This is a genomic window from Chitinophaga rhizophila, assembly GCF_019492185.1.
GTDB lineage: Bacteria > Bacteroidota > Bacteroidia > Chitinophagales > Chitinophagaceae > Chitinophaga > Chitinophaga rhizophila.
In genome coordinates, this window is the sequence record NZ_JAICCF010000004.1 from 888,518 (window position 1) to 908,174 (window position 19,657).

Consider the following 19,657-nt stretch of genomic DNA (forward strand, 5'->3'; position numbering starts at 1 on the left):
TACTAAGCCGCTTTTAAGCTCATCACTGAGATTTTGTTCTTCCTTATCCGTTTTGTTACTGCCGGCCATACATATCGTTTAATTCTATAAAAAAAGCGACATAGCCACATAAAACGTGCCGCACCTTTCAGCCCCGGAGAGAAGTCGAAGTTTGTAGCACCGTATAGTAGAACACAAAAAGCTGGGCGCGTGAGCGATTGCAGTGGAAAGCCCGCAGGTACGAGGACTTGCAACGGAAAGCGCGGTGCCGGAAGGCACACGCCAATACCATAATATGTCAGTGAGCTAAATTTAACTTGCATAAGAAGCAGTATTAACTACCTTTGCCCACGAATGAACAGAAATACCACATCATCTCCGGTTACACCACCTTGATAGTTTAGTCCATAACTATCAGTAAAGCGCGGCATCTCAGGCCCGGGCTTATTGTTCTATTCAATCCATTTACAATTTATTTTCTTACTTCTCTAACTTTCATCAACATGAAGGCTTACTTCAACTTGTTTGACTTTTCACAAAAAGTCAATTACAAGACCGAGGTATTGGCAGGGCTTACGGTAGCCATGACCATGATACCTGAATCATTATCCTTTGCAATACTTGCCGGATTGTCACCGCTGACTGGTTTATATGCAGCATTCTTAATGGGATTGATCACCGCTACACTCGGAGGCCGGCCAGGGATGGTATCTGGTGGTGCAGGCGCAATAGTTGTCGTATTGATAGCCCTTATGCAATCCCATGGTGTAGAATATGTGTTCGCCGCTGTAGTCCTCGCTGGTATTATCCAATTACTCGTAGGTATTTTCAGATTAGGCAAATTTATACGACTGGTTCCGCAACCAGTCATGTATGGATTCGTGAATGGGCTTGCAGTGATTATTTTTATGGCACAAATAGAACAGTTTAAAGTAGCGACAGTCGGCGGTACAGCATGGCTTACCGGATCCCAATTAGGGGTCATGCTTGGCCTGGTATTACTCGCCATTGCCATAGTCGTGCTGTTTCCAAGGATTACCAGGCAATAAAGAAGCCGTAGCCCAAGGGACCGCTAATATCGCAAATGGTCTTTTTACAGGTATGGGCGGTTGTGCGATGATCGCACAAACCTTTGTTAATCTGTCGGCAGGCTCAAGGGCAAGGCTGTCAGGCATCGTAGCGGCAGTCACCATCTTATTGATTATTTTGTTTGGTGCACCTGTAATTGAACGTGTACCGATGGCAGCGTTAACAGGTGTCATGATCATGGTAGCGATAGGCACTTTTGAGTGGATCAGCCTTCGGATCATCAATAAAATGCCCGCACATGACATTGCAGTCGGCATACTGGTGGCAGTCATCACCGTCTGGCTACATAACCTTGCGCTGGCTGTACTCATCGGCGTGATCATCTCTGCATTGGTATTTGCATGGGAAAGCGCAAAAAGAATACGTGCAAGAAAGTACACCGACGATCAGGGTGTCAAGCACTATGAGATATTTGGCCCGCTGTTCTTTGGTTCTACTACCCTATTCTTAGAAAAGTTTGATGTGCAGAACGATCCCGCAGAAGTAATAGTAGACTTCAAGGAAAGCCGGGTAACAGACATGAGTGCGATTGAAGTATTAGGCAAGCTGACAGAACGTTATCACAAGATGGGCAAAAAGCTTCACCTACGGCACCTGAGCGAAGATTGCCGCCAATTATTGAAAAATGCCGAATCGGTTGTTGACGTGAATGTATTAGAGGAACCACACTACCCGTGTTGCAACAGACCAACACTAAGGGTATTTTGAGGTATGGCAACGATCACACAGGGCTCAAAGTCATGGTTAGGCGGCATTATAGCTAGACTGTCGCTTTACCATTTTAAATATCCGGTCGATTAGTTTGGGCCCTGACGATGCTCGATTAGCTCCAGCTACAATATTTACATTAGTCCAAATGAAACACCTCCTTTGAACATAGTACCCTGTCAGCGACTATAGTCAGCAGCCGGGCAAGCAGGAAAAGCTGACAACACTATTCCACCATAACAAACTCATCTACACACACTTATGAACGTTCACCTTTAAAAAAATACGTAGATTGCATGCTCAAACCCCAAGTACATGCATTTCACGACATTAGTTCCCAATATATTCTATCCAGATATCAACGATGGTTTGATACTTTTCGTTGAATGTCTCCATTTCAAAATCTCCCATAAAGAGATGCTATCTGATAAACTATTCTGTGTGTTGAAACAAGGAGGAATAACCGTTAACTTGTTCCAAGATGAGGTCCTGGCGGATCAGCATCACCCTGAATTTCGTCTGATCACTACGGATATAGAGAAAGTATATCTTGAAATCTGCGGTTCGCACTCACATCTTTTGCATCATATCCAGAATAAAATCGAGTTGAAGTCATGGGGTGCGCAGGAATTTGTCATCACCGATAACCAAATATCCATCATCATTCAACAATGGTGACTATGATTTACTTTATGTACTGACAAGGCGTAATCAGCCAACAAGTCAACTGTTGCCGGAAGATTTGCGAGGAAGGATATCCGTTTCACCAGATAATACTCCTTCGTGATAGAATTGCGGCAATCAGGGGTCAACGATTGTCTAACGTGAGGCTGGATCAAACTCCACGATCCATTCAATGCCATATTTATCTCTGAACATTCCTGCATAAGTGCCCCATGGCGTATCGCCTACCTCTCCTTCAACCTCCCCGCCAGCTGATAGTCCGATGAATAAAGTATTGGCTTCTTCTCGGCTCTCGGCCTTAATCAAAATCTTCGACCTGTTTTCTCTCTCACTTACCGTACCCATGAACTCCGGCACGTCGTTACCGACTAACACGTTGGCCTGGCCTAATGGCAAGGCGATGTACATGATTTTATTAGCCTCTTTTTCTGGGATCTGAAATTCACCACCCGCCACGTCAGCGAAGCGGACGATCTTACTAAACTCACCGCCAAAAACTGACTTGTAAAATGTGAAAGCCTCTTCGGCATTGCCATTAAAATTGATCCATGGATTAGCTGTCTTCATAACTTATGTGTACTAGTTTATTGTTTTACATAATGATGGGCCACACATCCATTTTTAAAGATGCTGGTATCTGTCAATTTAAGTCGCAGCATTTCAGTAAGGCTTCCGGAAGGAAGCAATTGTCTGCCCCTTCCTGCCATGACCGGATGAATAACCAGGTAAAATTCGTCGATGAGGTCTGCGTTGATCAACACTGGTAACATGCTTACCGAATCAACTGATATGTTCCTGCCTGGCTGTCGTTTTAATTTTAAAAGTTCTTCTGCTGCCCCGCCGCGAACAACGCGCGTCTTCGGATCCTCAGTGTCCATAGTCGCAGATACTACTACACGATCTATCGCACAAAGTCGATCCGCAAACCTATTCTCAGCAGGCGAACCCGATCTTTCCGTCCTGACATTCTCCCAATAAGGAAACATCAGCTGGTACATCACACGCCCATAGAACAGAAGATCTACATCCTCCATCATTGCTGTAAAATAATCCATTAGTTCCTCACTCGGACTTCCTATAGTATGGTCGCAATAACCATCCAGGCTTATGTTCATACAGAATGTTACAGTTCTCATATGCCAAAGATAGCAGATGAGCTAATACTTCGCAGGGGTGACTTGCGACAAATTAAGGGGGCTTTTAAGCCAGAGCGGCAATCGGAAGTTTAGAATGAAGATGATGCCCCCCAACCATCACTAAAGTAATCCATTTTAAGGGGCAACTACTACCGTTTGAGCAGATGTGTTATATCGTAATACTTCTATGACTACGTGTATGGCGCTATACAAACGAAGAAGCCGCCAATATTATTGAGACGGCTTCTTCGTTTGTATTTGAACTAAATGTGCCTAAATCCATAGATTCTGTTTAAAGAAAAATTCAAAATCATCTTTAAATTTCTCCACGTCAAAGTCTTGAATTTTTTTTACACTTTTAATGGTTTCTAAAGATTTTAGCATGTCACGAGCTAGGATGGGTCTAATATCTTCAGTCTTCTTATATTCATCATAGTCCAGAACTAGGCTATAATCCAAACTCTTACCTGGACGATCAACCTGAACCCCATCGTAGATATAACGCATGACCTCCGTTTTGTATTTCGGCTTGCCAGGTTCATTATTTGAGGGAAATGACTACTTTCGCAAATTATTCCAATATATAACGTGGTTAGATCCTCACCATAAAACTTATGTAAAAAATATTCCTTTATTCGGGGATGATAAGGTGATACCGGATCAAACTTGCTTTGAATTTCCCACGTTAGTTCCCTAGTAATGTATACAAGCATAGAATATAAATTATGCAAATTGTCTCCAGTTGGCAATTTACTATTTACGGATATTTCAAAATGAACAAGCGAGCCTCAAACTAACTCTATGCCCTCATAATTATGCTTGCATATATTGCTTGCGTAGCCCCATCGGTGTTTCATATCTTAATGCCAATATATATTTTTCAAGTGCTTCAGCTGAGTTTTTTTTTGGATCAAAACTAATTCGTGTGGATCCATCTAGGACTGAAATGTCAAAAAATATTTCATCATTTCTGTCAGCAATTCTAAATGTATTGAAGTCAACCCAATAACACTTTGAAAAATAATAACTTACAAAAGTCAAGTTTTCAAATGCTTTGAAAAATTCAATTGTTTTTATTATTGACATTCCTTTGTTGTATATGACTAGTTTGAAGTCACTTAAGCCAACGTCATGTGACACTACCAGTTGAGCAGTCAAACCATTTTTCTTAATTGGTTTGGAATATGGCGTAAAGATGATGTACTTGCTATCTAAAATTTCATTCTTGACTTCATTAAGAAAATCTAAATCCCAATTGTTCTCTTTACCCAAAGAATCCATACTGTAGAATACAATTTCATAGAGAATTTTCCTTCTAATTTCCCAAGGCTTTTGAAGATATTCGTCTACATCACATCCCACAGTTATTTCAACCTTAGACATTTTGTGACCATCAATTTGGAAAATTTCCTCCTTACTGTTAATGATGTCAATATCAATCCTACGGTTCTTTATAAATTTTGCCTTTCCGATCAATGAAAGATAGGAAAGGGCCACGGAATTAGCCTCCTCCTGCAATTTGTCATAATGCCTAAAAGCGATCTCGATGTAATTCAACATATTGTTAGTTATTTACTATTTTTTATCTAATCTATTGTAAAGTTTGCACCTGGCAAGTCCTGTGCTGGCGCCTACATGACAACCACATACCAAACGGCCTAATAGTGCGAAGCCTATAGCAAAGCCGCCAGTTTCACTACATGTGGGAAGATATAGACGAAACCAGTACCGCAGCATACGATTGAAGGCTTTTACCTAGTTCCCGAAAAGCTCTACTGGACTGGCACCCGTTGCCAAGTTATTCTACATGAAAAGCCGAATGCCCACTGGATGACACACTTAATACATTTACCAAATTAGGAATATGACGAATATTTGCTTTTCCTCAATTTCTTATTATTTTAGCATGAACAAAGTTAAATGTGCCTAACTAGCAGGCAGTACGGGGAATGAATAGATATCATGATCTTAGCGACACACAGCTGTCCGGTATGCTCAACAACCGGGACACTGCCGCTTATACTGAAATCTATAACCGCCACTGGGAAATCATTTACAACTACGCCCGCCGCTGGAAGCTGGATCACGATCAGGCCAAAGACATCGTGCAGGATACCTTTCTCCGTTTCTACAACAAGATCGGTGAAACCGATTTTTCAAATGCACCCCTGGCCGCTTACCTGTATAAGATTGCCCGCAACCTCATCCTACAGGCAGAAGAAAAAGAAGAAGTCAGGCAGCGTCATTCCGCATCACTCGCCAGGTATGTCAACACCGTCAGTCGTCAGGCAGATGACAACTTGCTTGAAAAAGATATGATCCGGCAGATCGAAGAAGAGATAGCCCGGCTGCCCAAAAAAACGCGGCTTGTCTTTGAAAAGAGTCGTAAAGAATACTTAAGTCACAAGGCCATTGCAGACGAGTTGAACATGAACGAACCAGCCGTTCGCAAGCACATATCCAACGCTTTGCAAGCCATTAAGGCAAAGCTGGGAATGCGTTTCTTCCTTACCGTTATGAATATTATTTTGTGGCTGCATAAATAGCCATAAGCAAAATATTCTAAACGTCTGTTAATGCCACGTTAACAGCGCATAAATAAAGTTTTAAAAAAAACTTCACACATCCTCACATTGCCGATTATACTATTACAACGGCGCTATTAATTTGATACTACTAGCTAATGACTGAACAGGAAGCAAACGACTTACGTAACAGATACCGTACAGGGAACACTACCGATGAAGAAAACCAACTGCTCCATGCCTGGTATAGTAACCAGTTGGATCAGGAGGGACTGCACGACTACGCTACAGATCGTGAGGCCACCCGTAAAGAAATATGGGCAAGCATCGCACCTGAGCCGGTAAGCCGCAGGCTACCCGTGTACGTACGCTACGCTGCCGCTGCCGCTATTGCAGCCGTCATCACCACAGGCATTTTTTATTTTACTCAACATAAAACGCAATCATCAAACCTTAAAGCAGAAAACATACAGCCGGGTGGAAACAAAGCCACACTCACCCTGGCTAATGGAAAGACAATCACCCTCAACACCGATTCGGGCTTGCTGGCTGCAATGAACCCGGCATCTGGAGTGGTGGTTTCTAACAATACCCGCACAGGTATTGTCACTTTCAAGTTTGACAGCAATTCGGGCAAGGGTGTTAATCCCAAAAATAAAAACGAAGTGAATGTAGACCAGGCTGCGCCCAATACGATAGCCACCCCTGCGGGTGGGCAGTATCAATTGATACTATCGGACGGGACTCGCGTTTATCTAAACGCCGCCAGTAAAATAACATTCCCTTCCCGATTTGCTGGCAATACCCGGACCGTCTCGGTCCTGGGTGAAGCGTACTTCGAAGTATCCAAAGACCCTAATCATCCTTTCATAGTAACCACTAGCGACCAGACTATAACTGTATTAGGTACGCATTTCAATGTCAGTGCGTATTCTGGCGAACCGGTAAAAACCACGCTTGCCGAAGGCAGCGTCAGGTTATCTTCTCTTTCATCCCCCAACAAGCAAATACTGAAGCCCAATCAACAGGCTGTGCTGGACCGATCAGGGTTCAAGGTAAGCGATGTTGTTGCCGATGATGTCATTGCCTGGAAGAGCGGCGTTTTCAAGTTTGTAGAAACGCCACTTTCAGAAGCCATGCAGCAAATTGGCCGGTGGTACAATGTAGAGATTGCTTTGCATAATCTGCCCGATACCCCCATCAATGCCAACATCAGGCGCGACCGCAACCTAGAGCAGGTCATCACAGCCTTAGACCGGGCAGGGTTTACGTTCAATTATAATACAAAAGAAAGGAGGTTAATATTTGTCAGGTAAGCTACTAACATAACCAGTCATCATCCCTTGTAAATGACATAAAAAAAACCGGATTGCGCTAACAATCCGGCCAAAGCCGTTTTCTGTCATTTACTACAGCGAAGTGAAAATTTATCAGAAACCAACTAAACCAACCAATTTATGAATTATTTAATTCATACCGGGGATGTTTTATCCCATATCGGCCAAAAAATCCGATATTCAAGGGGACAAGTGTTCAAATGCATTATTCTAATGAAGGTATTTTTACTCTTTCTTTGCATAAGTCTGCAAGTATCAGCTATTGCTACAGCCCAACAGGTGTCCCTGAATGTCAAGAATGCCAGAATCGCCAGTGTACTCGATCTTATTCAACGCCAGACCGGCTATGACTATGCCTTTGCCAAAGGCACCGACCTCAAAACTGCGAAACCAGTCACCCTCTCCCTCAAATCAGCCTCTATCGAAACAACTGTACACAACTTATTTAGCACTCAGCCATTTGACTATCAGATTGACCATGCCTTGAAGATGATTGTAATTCAGTCAAAGAAACATAGTAAGACATCAGTTGAAACCGTTAGTATTCGAAACGATGATGCTTCACAGATTACTTTAACAGGTGTCGTGCGGGACAAATCAGGCAATCCCTTACCTGGAGCAACTGTACTTATAAAGGGTACAAATCTTGGCGCCGTCACCAGTTCTGACGGTAGGTTTCAGATTCCTGATGCTCCGGAAAGTGGCATATTGATCGTCCGCATGATCGGAAAAATCAGCCGGCAGGTTTCTTATAGAAATGGAATATTGGAACAAGTAATATTGAATGATGCTGAGGCGAATCTTGAAGAAATACAAATAATCGCTTACGGCCAGGTGGAAAAGAAATACGGGACAAGCAACCAAGGCACGATCACTGGCGAACAAATTGCAAGGCAACCAGTAAGCAATCCCTTGTTAGCAATGCAAGGAGTAGTTCCCGGCCTATTTATCCAGCAAACAACAGGGCAAACCGTCGGGCGTGTAGGTGTCTTGGTTCAGGGCTTAAATACGTTACGATCAGGTGCAGAACCATTTTATGTCATAGACGGGGTGCCATTTTCACCAAATTTCACATCTAATTCGTTGGCAGGAAATCAAATTGCTCAAAATGTCATTGGGGCCAATACGTCAAGCGGCGGGAGTACATTCAACTTCATCAACCCCGCAGATATTGAAAGTGTTACAATCCTTAAAGATGCCGACGCTACTGCTATTTATGGCTCACGTGCCGCCAATGGAGCTATTTTGATAACTACCAAAAAGGGCAAGCCAGGAAAAACTAAAGTGGACCTAAATTTTCAATCTGGTTGGGGCAAAGTCACCAGGAGACCAGATTTTTTGAATACTGCACAGTACCTTGAGCTAAGAAAAGAAGGTTATAGAAACTCCGGAGAAGAAGTTCCGACGACTGAAAGTAATCCTGACTATTCTAACTTTCCATTAACAGTCTGGGACCAAACTAAATATACAGACTGGTGGAAAGAGCTTGTAGGTGGGACCGCTAACTATACCAATTACCAAGCTAATGTATCGGGTGGTTCAGACCTAACGACATTTATTGCTGGCGCGGGGTATTCGAAACAGACAACTGTGTATCCTAATGACCTAGGAGATAACAAGTATAACGTCAGTCTTGCAGTAAACACTAGGTCTGAGAACAGGAAGTTCAATTTTATGTTGAAATGCTCGTTTCTTCAGGATAAAAATACATTGAACGGGGTAGACCTAGCCTCCGCTGTGTTACAACTTGCACCAAACGCACCAGATCTTTTTAATCCTGATGGTTCATTAAATTGGGGGCCATTTCCAAAAGATCCTTCTCAATATAGTTTCGAAAACCCGCTGCGGGATATCTATAATGAATATCATAGTACGAGCAATAATCTGCTCAGTAATGGTTTGATAAGTTACGAAATTATTCCGGGCCTTACGATAAAATCGTCCTTCGGCTATAATATGATCTTCGGAAATGAAATGATACTTCGCAAATTTGAATCTTACCGGCCGGACGCAGTAGGAGTTACTTCCAGCTCAACGTTCCAAAACAGAAACATTACATCCTATATAGCAGAGCCACAAATCACCTATAACAAACTAACAGCATTTGGGGTAATAGACTTTCTGGTGGGAACGAGCTTTCAACAAACGAACACAAAATACGACGGTTTTGACGCTTTCGGCTACAACAATAATAGCCAGCTTGCAGATCCAAGAGCTGCTTCAAGCGTCATTCCACTGATCGGACAACAGAACCTTTATAAATATAACGCCGTGTTCGGCCGGTTCAACTATCGTTATAAAGATAGGTATATAGCTAATTTTACTGCACGCAGAGATGGTAGCAGCCGCTTTGGAAACAATAATAAATTTAACAACTTCTTTTCTGTAGGAGGTGCCTGGCTATTTTCGGAAGAAGCGTTTCTAAAACATGTCGTGCCATCTATATCAACAGGGAAATTGAGGGTTAACTATGGAACTACAGGCAATGATCAAATCGACGACTATTTGTACGAAAGTAGACTCGTTACCCAGCCATCTGGAATACCCTACCAAGGCGTTAGTTCCCTTGTTCCATCCCAACTTTCTAATCCGTCTTTGCAGTGGGAGGAAACAAAAAAGTTTAATATTGGCTTAGACTTCGGAATTTTTGATAACAGGATATCATTTAGTGTAGATTATTTTAGAAACAAGTCTTCCAACCAGTTGGTTGACTATATCCTACCCTACATGACTGGCTTCACCACGGTAAAGAAAAACTTTAACGCAACAATTCAAAATACGGGCTTGGAGCTGTTACTCAATGCCACTGCCGTTACTAAACAGAAATTTAACTGGAGCTTTTCCCTCAACGCTACAGTTCCTAAAAACAAATTGGTAGCCTTTCCGGGGCTAGAAGGCAGCCCATACGCGAACAATTTTGTAATAGGCCAGCCGGTAAACATTATTAAGGCTTATGAGTTTGCAGGTGTCAATCAAACATCTGGTTTGTATGAGTTTTTGACTGCAAAGGGTGAAAAGGTAAATGAGCCAAATTACTTCACGGACCGGACAAAACTAGTTAATACCAATCCGAAATGGTATGGTGGATTTTCAAATAGCATAACCTACGGCGGATTCTCATTAGATTTTCTTTTACAGTATGTAAATCAGATTTCACCTAATATCAAGTACGAGAACTTCTTTCCGGGATACGGCAGCGCAAACCTTCCTGCCTATCTAATCAACAGATGGCAAAAAGAGGGTGACATAACAGATGTTGAGAAAATCACGTCTGGTTATGCATTTACAACGGTTACAGCTAAAGACAGTGATGCGCACTATACCAATGGCACTTATGTAAGACTTAAAAATGCATCAATTTCCTACACACTGCCATCCAGTATAGTTAAAAAAGTCGGCGTTGGAAGTGTCAGGGCATACATCCAGGGCCAGAACCTATTAACTTTTACAAGTTATGAAGGGGCAGACCCGGAAACGCATTCAATAGGTTTTCTGCCACCATTAAGAATGTATACACTAGGTTTACAAGTTTCACTCTAACAGATTACAACATGAAAAATACATTCATAACGAAAACTTTGTCAAAGTGTATTGTACTACTGAGTATGCTGGCTTTTGGCATCACTATATTAGCAGGGTGCAAAAAATACATCACAGTAGATACGCCGCCAACAAGCGTAAGTACACAGAGTGCTTTCAAAAACAATGCGGCAGCCATTCAGTTTGTTACTGCCTTATACGCCAACATGAGTGGAGCAAATGGCAATGGCTCCTACGTATCCACCAGCATTCTACCTGAACTGTCTGCCGACAACTTGTCCTTATACGACAAGAATATGTTTCGTTATACAGACTACTACAAAAATTCGCTGGAAGCGCAATACCTTACCTCCGGTGAACAAGATACCTATTGGGTGATAAATTACAAGCAACTGTACACGATCAATGTTGCAATTGAGCAGTTAATAGAAAATCGGTATCTAACACCAGCGGTGGCCAAACGCCTACTAGGCGAGGCCTACTTCATGAGAGCATTCTACTATTTCTATTTAATTAACTTTTTTGGTGATGTACCGCTGGTGCTAACCAGTGATTATGAAAGGAACGGTTCTTTGTCAAAAACTTCGCAAACAGAAAGTTATAAGCAGATAGAAACCGACCTTTCAGCCGCGGAAACCTTGCTGGATACGAAATATGTCTCAGCAGACGTACTAACAACAACTGCCGAGCGCCTGCGCCCCAATCTGTCAGCTGTCAATGCACTTCAAGCAAGGGTTTTCTTATATCAGAAAAAATATACTCAGGCCGAGACAGCGGCAAGTAAAGTAATTGATCAACCGGCTTATGCCCTCACCGACCCTGCATCTGTTTTTTTAAAAAATAGTACAGAAACGATTTGGGCATTACAATCGGTAAATGTAGGATACAATACCTACGAGGGAAGCATATTCAACCTTCCCCCATCAGGTCCGAATGGCAATCTTTTCGGGGGCTATCCCTTCTTCGCATCCAGTTCTCTTGTCGGCAGTTTTAAGCCGGGAGACGCCCGCAAAACTGAATGGTTGGGAGTAGTCAAAGCGAACAATCGCGACTATTACTATCCTAAAAAATATAAGATACCTTTTATTGCGAACTCAAAAGATTTGCAGGAATATGAAATCGTGCTACGGCTGGCTGAATTGTATTTAATACGTGCAGAAGCCAGAAATGAACAAAGTAACACAATTGATGCAGTGTCTGATCTCAACGCACTTAGGGTTAAACGCAGAGAAACCGGCTCAGGAACAGTTGAAAACCCTCTGCCTGACCTATCCGCGACACTAACGCAAACGCAGCTAAGGGAATTGATATTGGAGGAGCGCCGCCACGAATTGTTTACCGAAGGTGGCCACCGGTGGTTTGATCTTCGCAGATCTGGTACAATTGACAAGGTGATGGCAATAGAAGAAGTCGAGAAAGGCGGTACATGGGAAAGTTATAAGATCTATTATCCTATTCCCAGGTATGACTTAATGTCTAATAAATCGTTAATCCAGACACCCGGATATTCTAACTAAATAACGAAGGGCTGCACTGTACAGCCCTTCGTTTCCTCAATAATTAAATGTTATGAAAAAGATTGTTATTGTGCTATTGCTATCGCTTTGTACTCCGTTATTTTCCGCGGCTCAAAATGCCAAAGGTGGTTTTAGAGATTTTCCAGACTGGCAAGCGGTATTGAACGAAGCAAAAACAACAAATAAAAACATCTTCGTCGATTTTTATGCGACTTGGTGCGGTCCTTGCAAAGAAATGGATGCTACGGTTTACACAGATCCTAGAGTTTCAGGTTCACTAGATTCCAACTATATCGCTGTAAAAATACAGATGGATAGGACAAAGGAGGATAACCCGAAAATTCAATCCTGGTACCAGGAAGCTGCCTCTCTTGGCAAGAAGTATCAGATAAATGCTTTTCCAACCCTCTTATTTCTGTCTCGAAAAGGTGAATTATTAGCTATTGAAAGTGGCTTTCAATCTGCCTTGGATTTAGTTCGATTGCTTCAAGCCGCAAACGATCCTCAAAATGCTTATTACCTTCAACTCCAAAAATATCAAGACGGCAGTATTGCTTTGAAGGATTTGCTGAATCTGGCGATAACAACCAAACGATATAAGCATGATAGTCTTGCTGATGCAATGGCTAAACGCTACAAAACGGGATATTATGATCTGCTGAGTTTGGATAGTCAATTAAATAGAAGTTTTACTGATCTTATTACGCACTTTCCTGGCACCATTAAAGAAAAAGACCGCATAGTATCTTACATGTATGCAAACCCTAAGATTTTGGATTCTACCTTCAGACCCGGCTTGTCAAACGATTATATCTCATATTTCATCCGTAGAGACATAGTTGATCCATTAATAGATGAAGCAGATCAGGAGAATCGAAAGCCCGACTGGGCGCGCATAACAAAAGAGGTAGCAAAGAAATACGGGAACCAGAAAGCTACGAATTTAGTCTTCGACAGTAAACTTGCCTGGCTCTACAAAAAGGAAGATTGGGAAAATGTAGTGAAACTAGAAATTGAGAAGGTGGAAAAGAAGGGAATACAAAATGCCGTAAAAGCAAGTTCTCTGCAAGTAAATAATCTTGTATATGACCTGATATTCAAAAAGAGTAATAATCCGGTTTATCTAAAAAAAGGACTTCAGTTTATGGAAGTCCTGCTTGAAAAGAATCCAGCTGACCATGAAGTCATTGATACTTATGCCAACGTGTTATACAAGATAGGAAGGAAACATGAGGCCATCCAGCAGGAGAAAAAAGCACTTATCCTTGCAGAGGAAAAAAAACACGAACAAAATGTGCAAGTCTACAAAGATGTATTGAAGCTAATGCAAGAGAACAAACCAACCTGGCAGTAATTGAACTAACTATAAATATGTTTGAAGATTCTGAAAAAAAAGAATTCTTTGCCCGATGTCAACAAAACAACTTCATCTCCGCAGAATTGAAATTATTGAATCGATTAGATCAGCTTATTGAAGTGAATTTCAAATTGCATAAAGATTGTAATTACTATGCATCCTGCCTTTCCATCAGCTTGAAGGTTCTGAATCGAATTACAATGCATAATCGAGGTTTAACAGTATTCAGTATGGTCCAGGCAAGAATTTACAAAGAAGCTGTAGCCCTATTGAGAGAATCGAGCATGTCAATCAAGCAGATCAATTATGAATTGGGAGTAGACGATCCAGCATATTTTAGTCGCCGATTCAAAATGCTGGTAGGGTGTTCGCCTTCTGAATTTAGGAAGGTTGTTGGGGTGAAGATAATATACGCAGGATAGAATTATCCTGCGTATATGTCCGAACTATTCGGCAGTATAATACAACGTAGAAGTTGTACAAATGCCTGGAGTTTCTGCCAGAGGTACTGCGATAGTGGTTACTGGTGTTGGGTTTGGCCTGGTCGTAGTCGTTGCATAGCCAGGTTTAGTAAAAGTACAAGAAGTAGTACCAGCTGTAGTGAAATACAGTACTTTGGTCAATCTTGCACTTTTAAATGCCAGTGTACCACCAGCAATGGCCATCACAGCAACAGCTGCGAGCACAAATTTAGCACGTTTCATAATGATAACATTATAGTGTTGAAGATGGGCCTACTCTGTTCAAGGGTTTTCAGCTTCCCCCTATATTCTATTGCGCAATAAACGGGTTACAATACGCTACGAACTTATAGTCATTGCGAGATATGAAAGCAAGTACTACAATTGGCTGGAATTAAATGAGTATTACATGATATGTTGATAATATGAACTTCCAATTAGCTTGAATACCTTTCAGTATAAAACTAAGAAGATTGAGTTGCACATTATATGTGAGATACCCATTTTATTTAGGAGATAAAGTCTATTTGAAAGAAATATGAATTTACCAGAGATAGTCTGCGATTCTACAGCGGTCAATCTACTTAGATTAACTTAAAGATGATAGATAATGAAAATAAGAATATTGATACCATTAATTTTAGTAAGCATAGCTGCATTAGCACAAAAGCCGCTGATTACAGATTCAAGTTATACCGAATGGCCTGAGATCCGATATGCGAAAATTAGCAGAGATGGACAGTTTGCTTTTTATAATGTCTTTAACCTGCCGATTGGAAATACAACTACAGTCGTTATCGCCACTGACAAATCTTGGCAATGGCAACAAACATCACTAGGTCAGTCAGAATTTAGCACCGATTCCAAATACTTTTACACAATTCGAAATAATTATCTGGTTAAAGTCAAGCTAGGAGATTCGGCAGAAACACAAATATCAAAAACTAATAGCTTTCAGCAGTTAAGTAGTATCGATGGCGACTATCTTATTTATAGATCAGATAGCTCTCAAGCTATTGTTGTGAGCAATCAAAGAACAAAAGTTGACCTCAAAATTAATGACGTGAACGATTATAAGATCATTCCTACAAATCGAGCACTGTTATTAATGACCAAAAATGACGAAGAGAATCAGCTACAGGTGTTGAAGTGGCTCGATGTCAAATCAGGGATAGGCAAAACGATTTACCAGGGAAATCAAGTATCCAATCTGATATTTGACAAATCTGGCGAAAACATTGCATTTGCCACCGACAGCGTTGGTACAATTAAACTGTGGCATTATAATATAAAATATAAGACTGCGAAACAGGTGCTTAATACCGGAATGGTCGGTCATGGACGTCTTATAAAAGTAGACGACATATGGGAATTTTCGAACGACGGCAGCCGGTTGTACTTTACATTGCCAGACGCAAAACCGAGATATGTCCAGGCTCAAAATGATCCTGATGTATGGAGTTATCAGGATAAATTAATTTACCCGCAGATGAAGCAGAGGGGATTTACTCAATTTGCTGATTGGCGTAATTTGACTATGATTGATCTTCGGTCCTTAAAATTAACACAGATACTTCGGGGCAATGAACAAAAAGGACATTATAGCCATCGGCATGGGAATAATATGTTTGTCATGAAAGTGGTGGATAGCGCTGATCAAAATGTCATTTTCACAAAAGATGCTAGGACATCCTATTATCTTGTAGATGAAATCAGCAACATAAAAAAGCCAATCAAATTGTCCGCTAAAAAATCATTGTATAATATAGAGTTCTCTCCTGATAACAAATTTGTAACCTATATTGATGAAGAAACCGAAGGATACATGAGTTACGAAATTGCCACACAAAAGACCTGCTTTTTCTCAGAATCCGTGCTATCGGAATTGAAGCTCTATCAAGACAACGCTAGAGCTGCCACGTTGAGTCCGAGAGGAATAATAGGTTGGATAAAAGGAACGAATCGAGTATTGATCATGGGTACCTATGGTATTTGGGAGCTTGATGTAAAAAACCAAATCAAACCTAGAAACCTCACAAACGTCAAACATGATCAGGAGATTTTCTTTTCCCTATGTGATCGGTTCGAAAAGAGAATCATCGATCCCAAACAAGACATATACATTCAGGGGGTAGAGTTTGAGACAAAAAAAACCGGTGTATACAAACTAAACATCAAGAGCAGTACCTTTGATAAACTGTATGACGGCAATTTCTACTGGGGTGCCCCTTATGAGACTTTGAATATTAATCAATATCAACGGTCTGAAAATGCAGACGCATTTTTAGTGAGGTTTGCTACTGCGCAAAAGTATCCTAACATCTTGTTTACTAAGGATTTTGTCCGTTTCGATACCCTAACCACATTTTGTCCAGAGCAAAAGTACAATTGGCTTACTTCCGAACTACACATTTACAAAGACAGTACTGGAAGGAATTGTCAAGGCATCCTATATAAGCCTGAAAATTTTGACCCGAAAAGGAAATATCCTGTCATTTTCACCTATTACCAGGACCAAGCGAAATTTCTTCATGAATACTTAAGTCCTTCGCCAGTACCGGCTGGAATAAATGTGCCCCATCTGGTAAGTAATGGGTATTTAGTGTTTCGACCGGACATCTATATCGAGGAAGGGAAGGTTGGAGCCTATGTATTAATGAGCATAAATGCGGCAGCCGATCATCTGTCTGGATTTAATTGGGTGGATAGTAGCAAAATGGGCATCACAGGTCATAGTTTTGGTGGATATGAAACCAACTATATCATTACACATACTTCCCGTTTTGCCGCTGCCATTGCCGGTGCCGGTGTCACAAATCTAGTTTCAAACACCCTGGATTTATGGGGTGATAAGGCGGAGAAAAGACAATATGCACGTGACGTAACCTGGATGGGTGTAGATTTCGAAGATAATCCGCAGCCCTATATAGACAATTCACCGATCTTTAAAACAAAAAATGTAACGACTCCAGTCCTAATTTTACATAGCGAGGACGATGCTAATGTGCCTTATTATCAAGGTACACAATTCTTCACTTCACTCAGGCATCTGGGAAAAAGTGCTTGGTTGCTTTCATATAAAGATGGCGGTCATACAGTTGGCGGCCTGGAAAATCAAATTGACTATATGAAAAAAGTACAAAGCTTTTTCGATCACTACTTAAAGAACAAACCAATTCCAGCTTGGATGCAGAAACACATAGAATAGTACTTTAGAGTTTACCAACAATAATGATTGTAAAGTTGCATGAATTGATTAGATGGACAGTGCCATTATAATTCAGCAGGTATAATACAATGTCGTTGTTGTGCAAATGCCGGGTGTCTCAGCCAACGGAACAGCTATAGTCGCAACTGGCAGCTGATTCGGGGCCACGGTAGTCGTTGCATAACCGACCTTAGGAAAAGTACATTGCGTTGTGCCCGCTGTCGTAAAATACATAATGCGAGGGCAATTGATGTTTGCAGCAAATATGCCTCCAGCGGAAGCTAATATCAAAATTGCATAAAGAAGAAGTCTGGCTTTAAGCATATATTATGTTTTACATTTATTAATCAGTAAAACTACAACTAAGCGCCAAAGAATTATATAGGAGATCTTATCCGTAGTTTGGATAAACCAGGAAAGATCTATTGTAGAAATGCTCCTGAATATTCAGGAGCATTTTTCTGTTTATAGGTGTAAGTGAATGCTATTGCAGCAATGGGTCGCGGTTTCGTTTCTGAAGCTGAGATATGTACAAATATCAAGACTTTGCCATTCATCAGACAGTCTGAGAAAATTCGTTTTGGATCTTCTCAGACTACCCTATAGGTTATAAGCCACTTGGCTTAAAGCAGGGTTATAAGCAAGTAACATTGCCCGATCGGACCGCAAGCACACTGCGCATCTTTGGTCCATGTAAATAATACTCCGGATCTCCTAACCAGCTTTCGTGTGATCGAGTTAGATAGCTGAAATTAATTTATATTTACTTTTCGGGTTTGTGTTGTCGGCAGCTATAAAAATTGATAATCAATATTTTAATACGAGCGCGTAATGACAATCAATGAGAAACTAAATAAAATATTAGCATTCCTTGTTGAGCATAAGGATGCATTTGTAAACGTTAACGTTATTCATAAGGTAGTATTTCAACAGACAATACCTGTTGACGAAGCTGCGCGACTGTTGAGCAAAATCATAAAAGACGGACACGTGGAGGCGTTTGAAGAAAATACCTCGGTTCGTTATATACTGGAAACAGAAATGTTTCTGGAAGGCGGCGGCTATGGTGGCATTTATAAGAAAGTCACGGAAGCAAATAGTGAAGGACTTAACGGGAATCACCAGGTAATAAAGGCAGATGAACTGTCAATTGTCATTCCTAAAGTATTTGCTTCTTATGCATGGGGAGACCTGGTCCATGAGAGGAAAGTGATGGAGCTAGTAGAAACATTGCGCAAGAATGGATTGGACGCACAAATGGATAAAATGCTAAGCCAGCAACAGACTGCCATCAATTTTAAAGAAATGATGGTAAAAGGCATGCAGTATGATAAAGTACTGGTTTTTCTCTCTCCAAAGTATAAAGATAAAGCTGACGCTTTTACAGGTGGCGTGGGAACTGAGTTTCGTATCGTTATCAATGATATGGAAAAAAATCCCAAAAAGTATATTTTGGTTTCATTTGATGGCAGAGGTAATGATCTGGTCCCTCTGGCATTGCAAGGATATGACGTGGTTAATCTGTCGTCAGATGGGTGGTGGGATGTACTAATTAGAAAATTAACAGATCAGGAGCAATATGTGTTTTCTCCAGTGACAGGCAAGCCTCCAGTGTTACCCGTTCATCGTGTTGATGCATTGCCAATTGAGAAGAATGCAGAAGAAGCAATTGCAATTGAAACCACGAATATTCGTCAGGGAAATAGTAGTTCATCTGGTGGCTTATATAATTTTGTTGAGTTCGATGTGCAGGCATCTTTCAAGAATATTTCTGGCCAATCCATTAAGGGTTTTGGTTATGAGATTAAAATCAGAAAAGAATTGATGCCTGAACTATATAACTTGCCCAATGTTGATGGTTATCTGGTAATAAAGAAAAGTGTTGATAATAAGCTATTTAACAATCAAAGTGTTGAAAGTGACTTTATGAAAATTAAGATTATGAGTCAGCATTTGCCACGTATTATAGGTACGAATCTCACCATAACGGTTCATTCAGAGTTTGGCTCTTATGCAAAAGAATTTCCTGTAAACACGCTATTTGCTACATATAGAAACGCGATGAACTTCGGTGAAAAGTATCCGCTAGGTACGCCCCACATGTTTCAATAAAATT

The 19,657-nt window shown here is 41.1% G+C and carries 16 protein-coding genes; 11 read left to right on the top strand and 5 right to left on the bottom strand.

What is annotated here, in order from left to right; all coding sequences use genetic code 11:
- Positions 1 to 482: 482 nt before the first annotated feature.
- The 3 genes from K1Y79_RS29185 to K1Y79_RS23080 all read left to right on the top strand — a co-directional run bounded on the left by K1Y79_RS29185 (position 483) and on the right by K1Y79_RS23080 (position 2,454).
- On the top strand, positions 483 to 1,028 hold the full coding sequence (locus K1Y79_RS29185) for a SulP family inorganic anion transporter (protein ID WP_236059780.1): 546 nt from the start codon (positions 483 to 485) through the stop codon (positions 1,026 to 1,028).
- Positions 1,029 to 1,080: 52 nt separating this feature from the next.
- On the top strand, positions 1,081 to 1,776 hold the full coding sequence (locus tag K1Y79_RS29190) for a SulP family inorganic anion transporter (RefSeq protein WP_236059781.1): 696 nt from the start codon (positions 1,081 to 1,083) through the stop codon (positions 1,774 to 1,776).
- A 315-nt stretch (positions 1,777 to 2,091) separates the two neighbouring features.
- Complete coding sequence (locus tag K1Y79_RS23080; RefSeq protein ID WP_220252560.1) at positions 2,092 to 2,454, top strand: hypothetical protein; 363 nt, start codon at positions 2,092 to 2,094, stop codon at positions 2,452 to 2,454.
- 141 nt (positions 2,455 to 2,595) lie between these two features.
- Here K1Y79_RS23080 and K1Y79_RS23085 read toward each other — a convergent pair whose 3' ends face one another.
- The 4 genes from K1Y79_RS23085 to K1Y79_RS23100 all read right to left on the bottom strand — a co-directional run bounded on the left by K1Y79_RS23085 (position 2,596) and on the right by K1Y79_RS23100 (position 5,156).
- A complete protein-coding gene (locus K1Y79_RS23085; protein WP_220252561.1) occupies positions 2,596 to 3,027 on the bottom strand; it encodes a VOC family protein in 432 nt (143 codons plus the stop codon).
- A 17-nt stretch (positions 3,028 to 3,044) separates the two neighbouring features.
- Positions 3,045 to 3,596: a dihydrofolate reductase family protein gene (locus tag K1Y79_RS23090; RefSeq protein ID WP_220252562.1), complete on the bottom strand. Its 552-nt coding sequence runs from the start codon at positions 3,594 to 3,596 to the stop codon at positions 3,045 to 3,047.
- Positions 3,597 to 3,869: 273 nt separating this feature from the next.
- On the bottom strand, positions 3,870 to 4,103 hold the full coding sequence (locus K1Y79_RS23095) for a hypothetical protein (RefSeq protein WP_220252563.1): 234 nt from the start codon (positions 4,101 to 4,103) through the stop codon (positions 3,870 to 3,872).
- A 306-nt stretch (positions 4,104 to 4,409) separates the two neighbouring features.
- Positions 4,410 to 5,156, bottom strand: coding sequence for a hypothetical protein (locus K1Y79_RS23100; protein WP_220252564.1), 747 nt, complete (start codon positions 5,154 to 5,156; stop codon positions 4,410 to 4,412).
- Between the two features lie 389 nt (positions 5,157 to 5,545).
- On the opposite strand from K1Y79_RS23100, the gene K1Y79_RS23105 reads away from it, so the two are divergent.
- The 6 genes from K1Y79_RS23105 to K1Y79_RS29590 all read left to right on the top strand — a co-directional run bounded on the left by K1Y79_RS23105 (position 5,546) and on the right by K1Y79_RS29590 (position 14,294).
- Positions 5,546 to 6,142, top strand: coding sequence for an RNA polymerase sigma factor (locus tag K1Y79_RS23105; protein WP_220252565.1), 597 nt, complete (start codon positions 5,546 to 5,548; stop codon positions 6,140 to 6,142).
- A gap of 137 nt (positions 6,143 to 6,279) precedes the next feature.
- Positions 6,280 to 7,437, top strand: a complete 1,158-nt coding sequence (locus tag K1Y79_RS23110; protein WP_220252566.1) for a FecR family protein — start codon at positions 6,280 to 6,282, stop codon at positions 7,435 to 7,437.
- Between the two features lie 141 nt (positions 7,438 to 7,578).
- The gene (locus K1Y79_RS23115) at positions 7,579 to 10,998 is read left to right on the top strand and encodes a SusC/RagA family TonB-linked outer membrane protein (protein ID WP_220252567.1); all 3,420 of its coding nucleotides are present in this window, start codon (positions 7,579 to 7,581) and stop codon (positions 10,996 to 10,998) included.
- Positions 10,999 to 11,009: 11 nt separating this feature from the next.
- Positions 11,010 to 12,515 carry a RagB/SusD family nutrient uptake outer membrane protein gene (locus K1Y79_RS23120; RefSeq protein ID WP_220252568.1) on the top strand — a complete coding sequence of 502 codons (1,506 nt, stop codon included), beginning with the start codon at positions 11,010 to 11,012 and terminating at the stop codon, positions 12,513 to 12,515.
- 52 nt (positions 12,516 to 12,567) lie between these two features.
- Positions 12,568 to 13,869 carry a thioredoxin family protein gene (locus tag K1Y79_RS23125; RefSeq protein ID WP_220252569.1) on the top strand — a complete coding sequence of 434 codons (1,302 nt, stop codon included), beginning with the start codon at positions 12,568 to 12,570 and terminating at the stop codon, positions 13,867 to 13,869.
- A 17-nt stretch (positions 13,870 to 13,886) separates the two neighbouring features.
- Positions 13,887 to 14,294: a helix-turn-helix domain-containing protein gene (locus K1Y79_RS29590; protein WP_220252570.1), complete on the top strand. Its 408-nt coding sequence runs from the start codon at positions 13,887 to 13,889 to the stop codon at positions 14,292 to 14,294.
- 24 nt (positions 14,295 to 14,318) lie between these two features.
- On the opposite strand, the gene K1Y79_RS23135 is transcribed toward K1Y79_RS29590, so the two are convergent.
- On the bottom strand, positions 14,319 to 14,576 hold the full coding sequence (locus K1Y79_RS23135; protein ID WP_220252571.1) for a hypothetical protein: 258 nt from the start codon (positions 14,574 to 14,576) through the stop codon (positions 14,319 to 14,321).
- A gap of 367 nt (positions 14,577 to 14,943) precedes the next feature.
- Here K1Y79_RS23135 and K1Y79_RS23140 point away from each other — a divergent pair, with 367 nt between their 5' ends.
- Entirely contained in the window at positions 14,944 to 17,541 is a 2,598-nt protein-coding gene (locus K1Y79_RS23140; RefSeq protein ID WP_220252572.1) for an alpha/beta hydrolase family protein, read from the top strand.
- An 831-nt stretch (positions 17,542 to 18,372) separates the two neighbouring features.
- The gene (locus tag K1Y79_RS23145) at positions 18,373 to 19,653 is read left to right on the top strand and encodes a toll/interleukin-1 receptor domain-containing protein (RefSeq protein WP_220252573.1); all 1,281 of its coding nucleotides are present in this window, start codon (positions 18,373 to 18,375) and stop codon (positions 19,651 to 19,653) included.
- The last annotated feature ends 4 nt before the right edge of the window (positions 19,654 to 19,657 follow it).

Coding starts and splice junctions, on each gene's coding strand:
- K1Y79_RS29185 (WP_236059780.1), top strand. CDS start 483: ATGAAGGCTTACTTCAACTTGTTTGACTTTTCACAAAAAGTCAATTAC.
- K1Y79_RS29190 (WP_236059781.1), top strand. CDS start 1,081: ATGGGCGGTTGTGCGATGATCGCACAAACCTTTGTTAATCTGTCGGCA.
- K1Y79_RS23080 (WP_220252560.1), top strand. CDS start 2,092: ATGCATTTCACGACATTAGTTCCCAATATATTCTATCCAGATATCAAC.
- K1Y79_RS23085 (WP_220252561.1), bottom strand. CDS start 3,027: ATGAAGACAGCTAATCCATGGATCAATTTTAATGGCAATGCCGAAGAG.
- K1Y79_RS23090 (WP_220252562.1), bottom strand. CDS start 3,596: ATGAGAACTGTAACATTCTGTATGAACATAAGCCTGGATGGTTATTGC.
- K1Y79_RS23095 (WP_220252563.1), bottom strand. CDS start 4,103: ATGCGTTATATCTACGATGGGGTTCAGGTTGATCGTCCAGGTAAGAGT.
- K1Y79_RS23100 (WP_220252564.1), bottom strand. CDS start 5,156: ATGTTGAATTACATCGAGATCGCTTTTAGGCATTATGACAAATTGCAG.
- K1Y79_RS23105 (WP_220252565.1), top strand. CDS start 5,546: ATGAATAGATATCATGATCTTAGCGACACACAGCTGTCCGGTATGCTC.
- K1Y79_RS23110 (WP_220252566.1), top strand. CDS start 6,280: ATGACTGAACAGGAAGCAAACGACTTACGTAACAGATACCGTACAGGG.
- K1Y79_RS23115 (WP_220252567.1), top strand. CDS start 7,579: ATGAATTATTTAATTCATACCGGGGATGTTTTATCCCATATCGGCCAA.
- K1Y79_RS23120 (WP_220252568.1), top strand. CDS start 11,010: ATGAAAAATACATTCATAACGAAAACTTTGTCAAAGTGTATTGTACTA.
- K1Y79_RS23125 (WP_220252569.1), top strand. CDS start 12,568: ATGAAAAAGATTGTTATTGTGCTATTGCTATCGCTTTGTACTCCGTTA.
- K1Y79_RS29590 (WP_220252570.1), top strand. CDS start 13,887: ATGTTTGAAGATTCTGAAAAAAAAGAATTCTTTGCCCGATGTCAACAA.
- K1Y79_RS23135 (WP_220252571.1), bottom strand. CDS start 14,576: ATGAAACGTGCTAAATTTGTGCTCGCAGCTGTTGCTGTGATGGCCATT.
- K1Y79_RS23140 (WP_220252572.1), top strand. CDS start 14,944: ATGAAAATAAGAATATTGATACCATTAATTTTAGTAAGCATAGCTGCA.
- K1Y79_RS23145 (WP_220252573.1), top strand. CDS start 18,373: ATGACAATCAATGAGAAACTAAATAAAATATTAGCATTCCTTGTTGAG.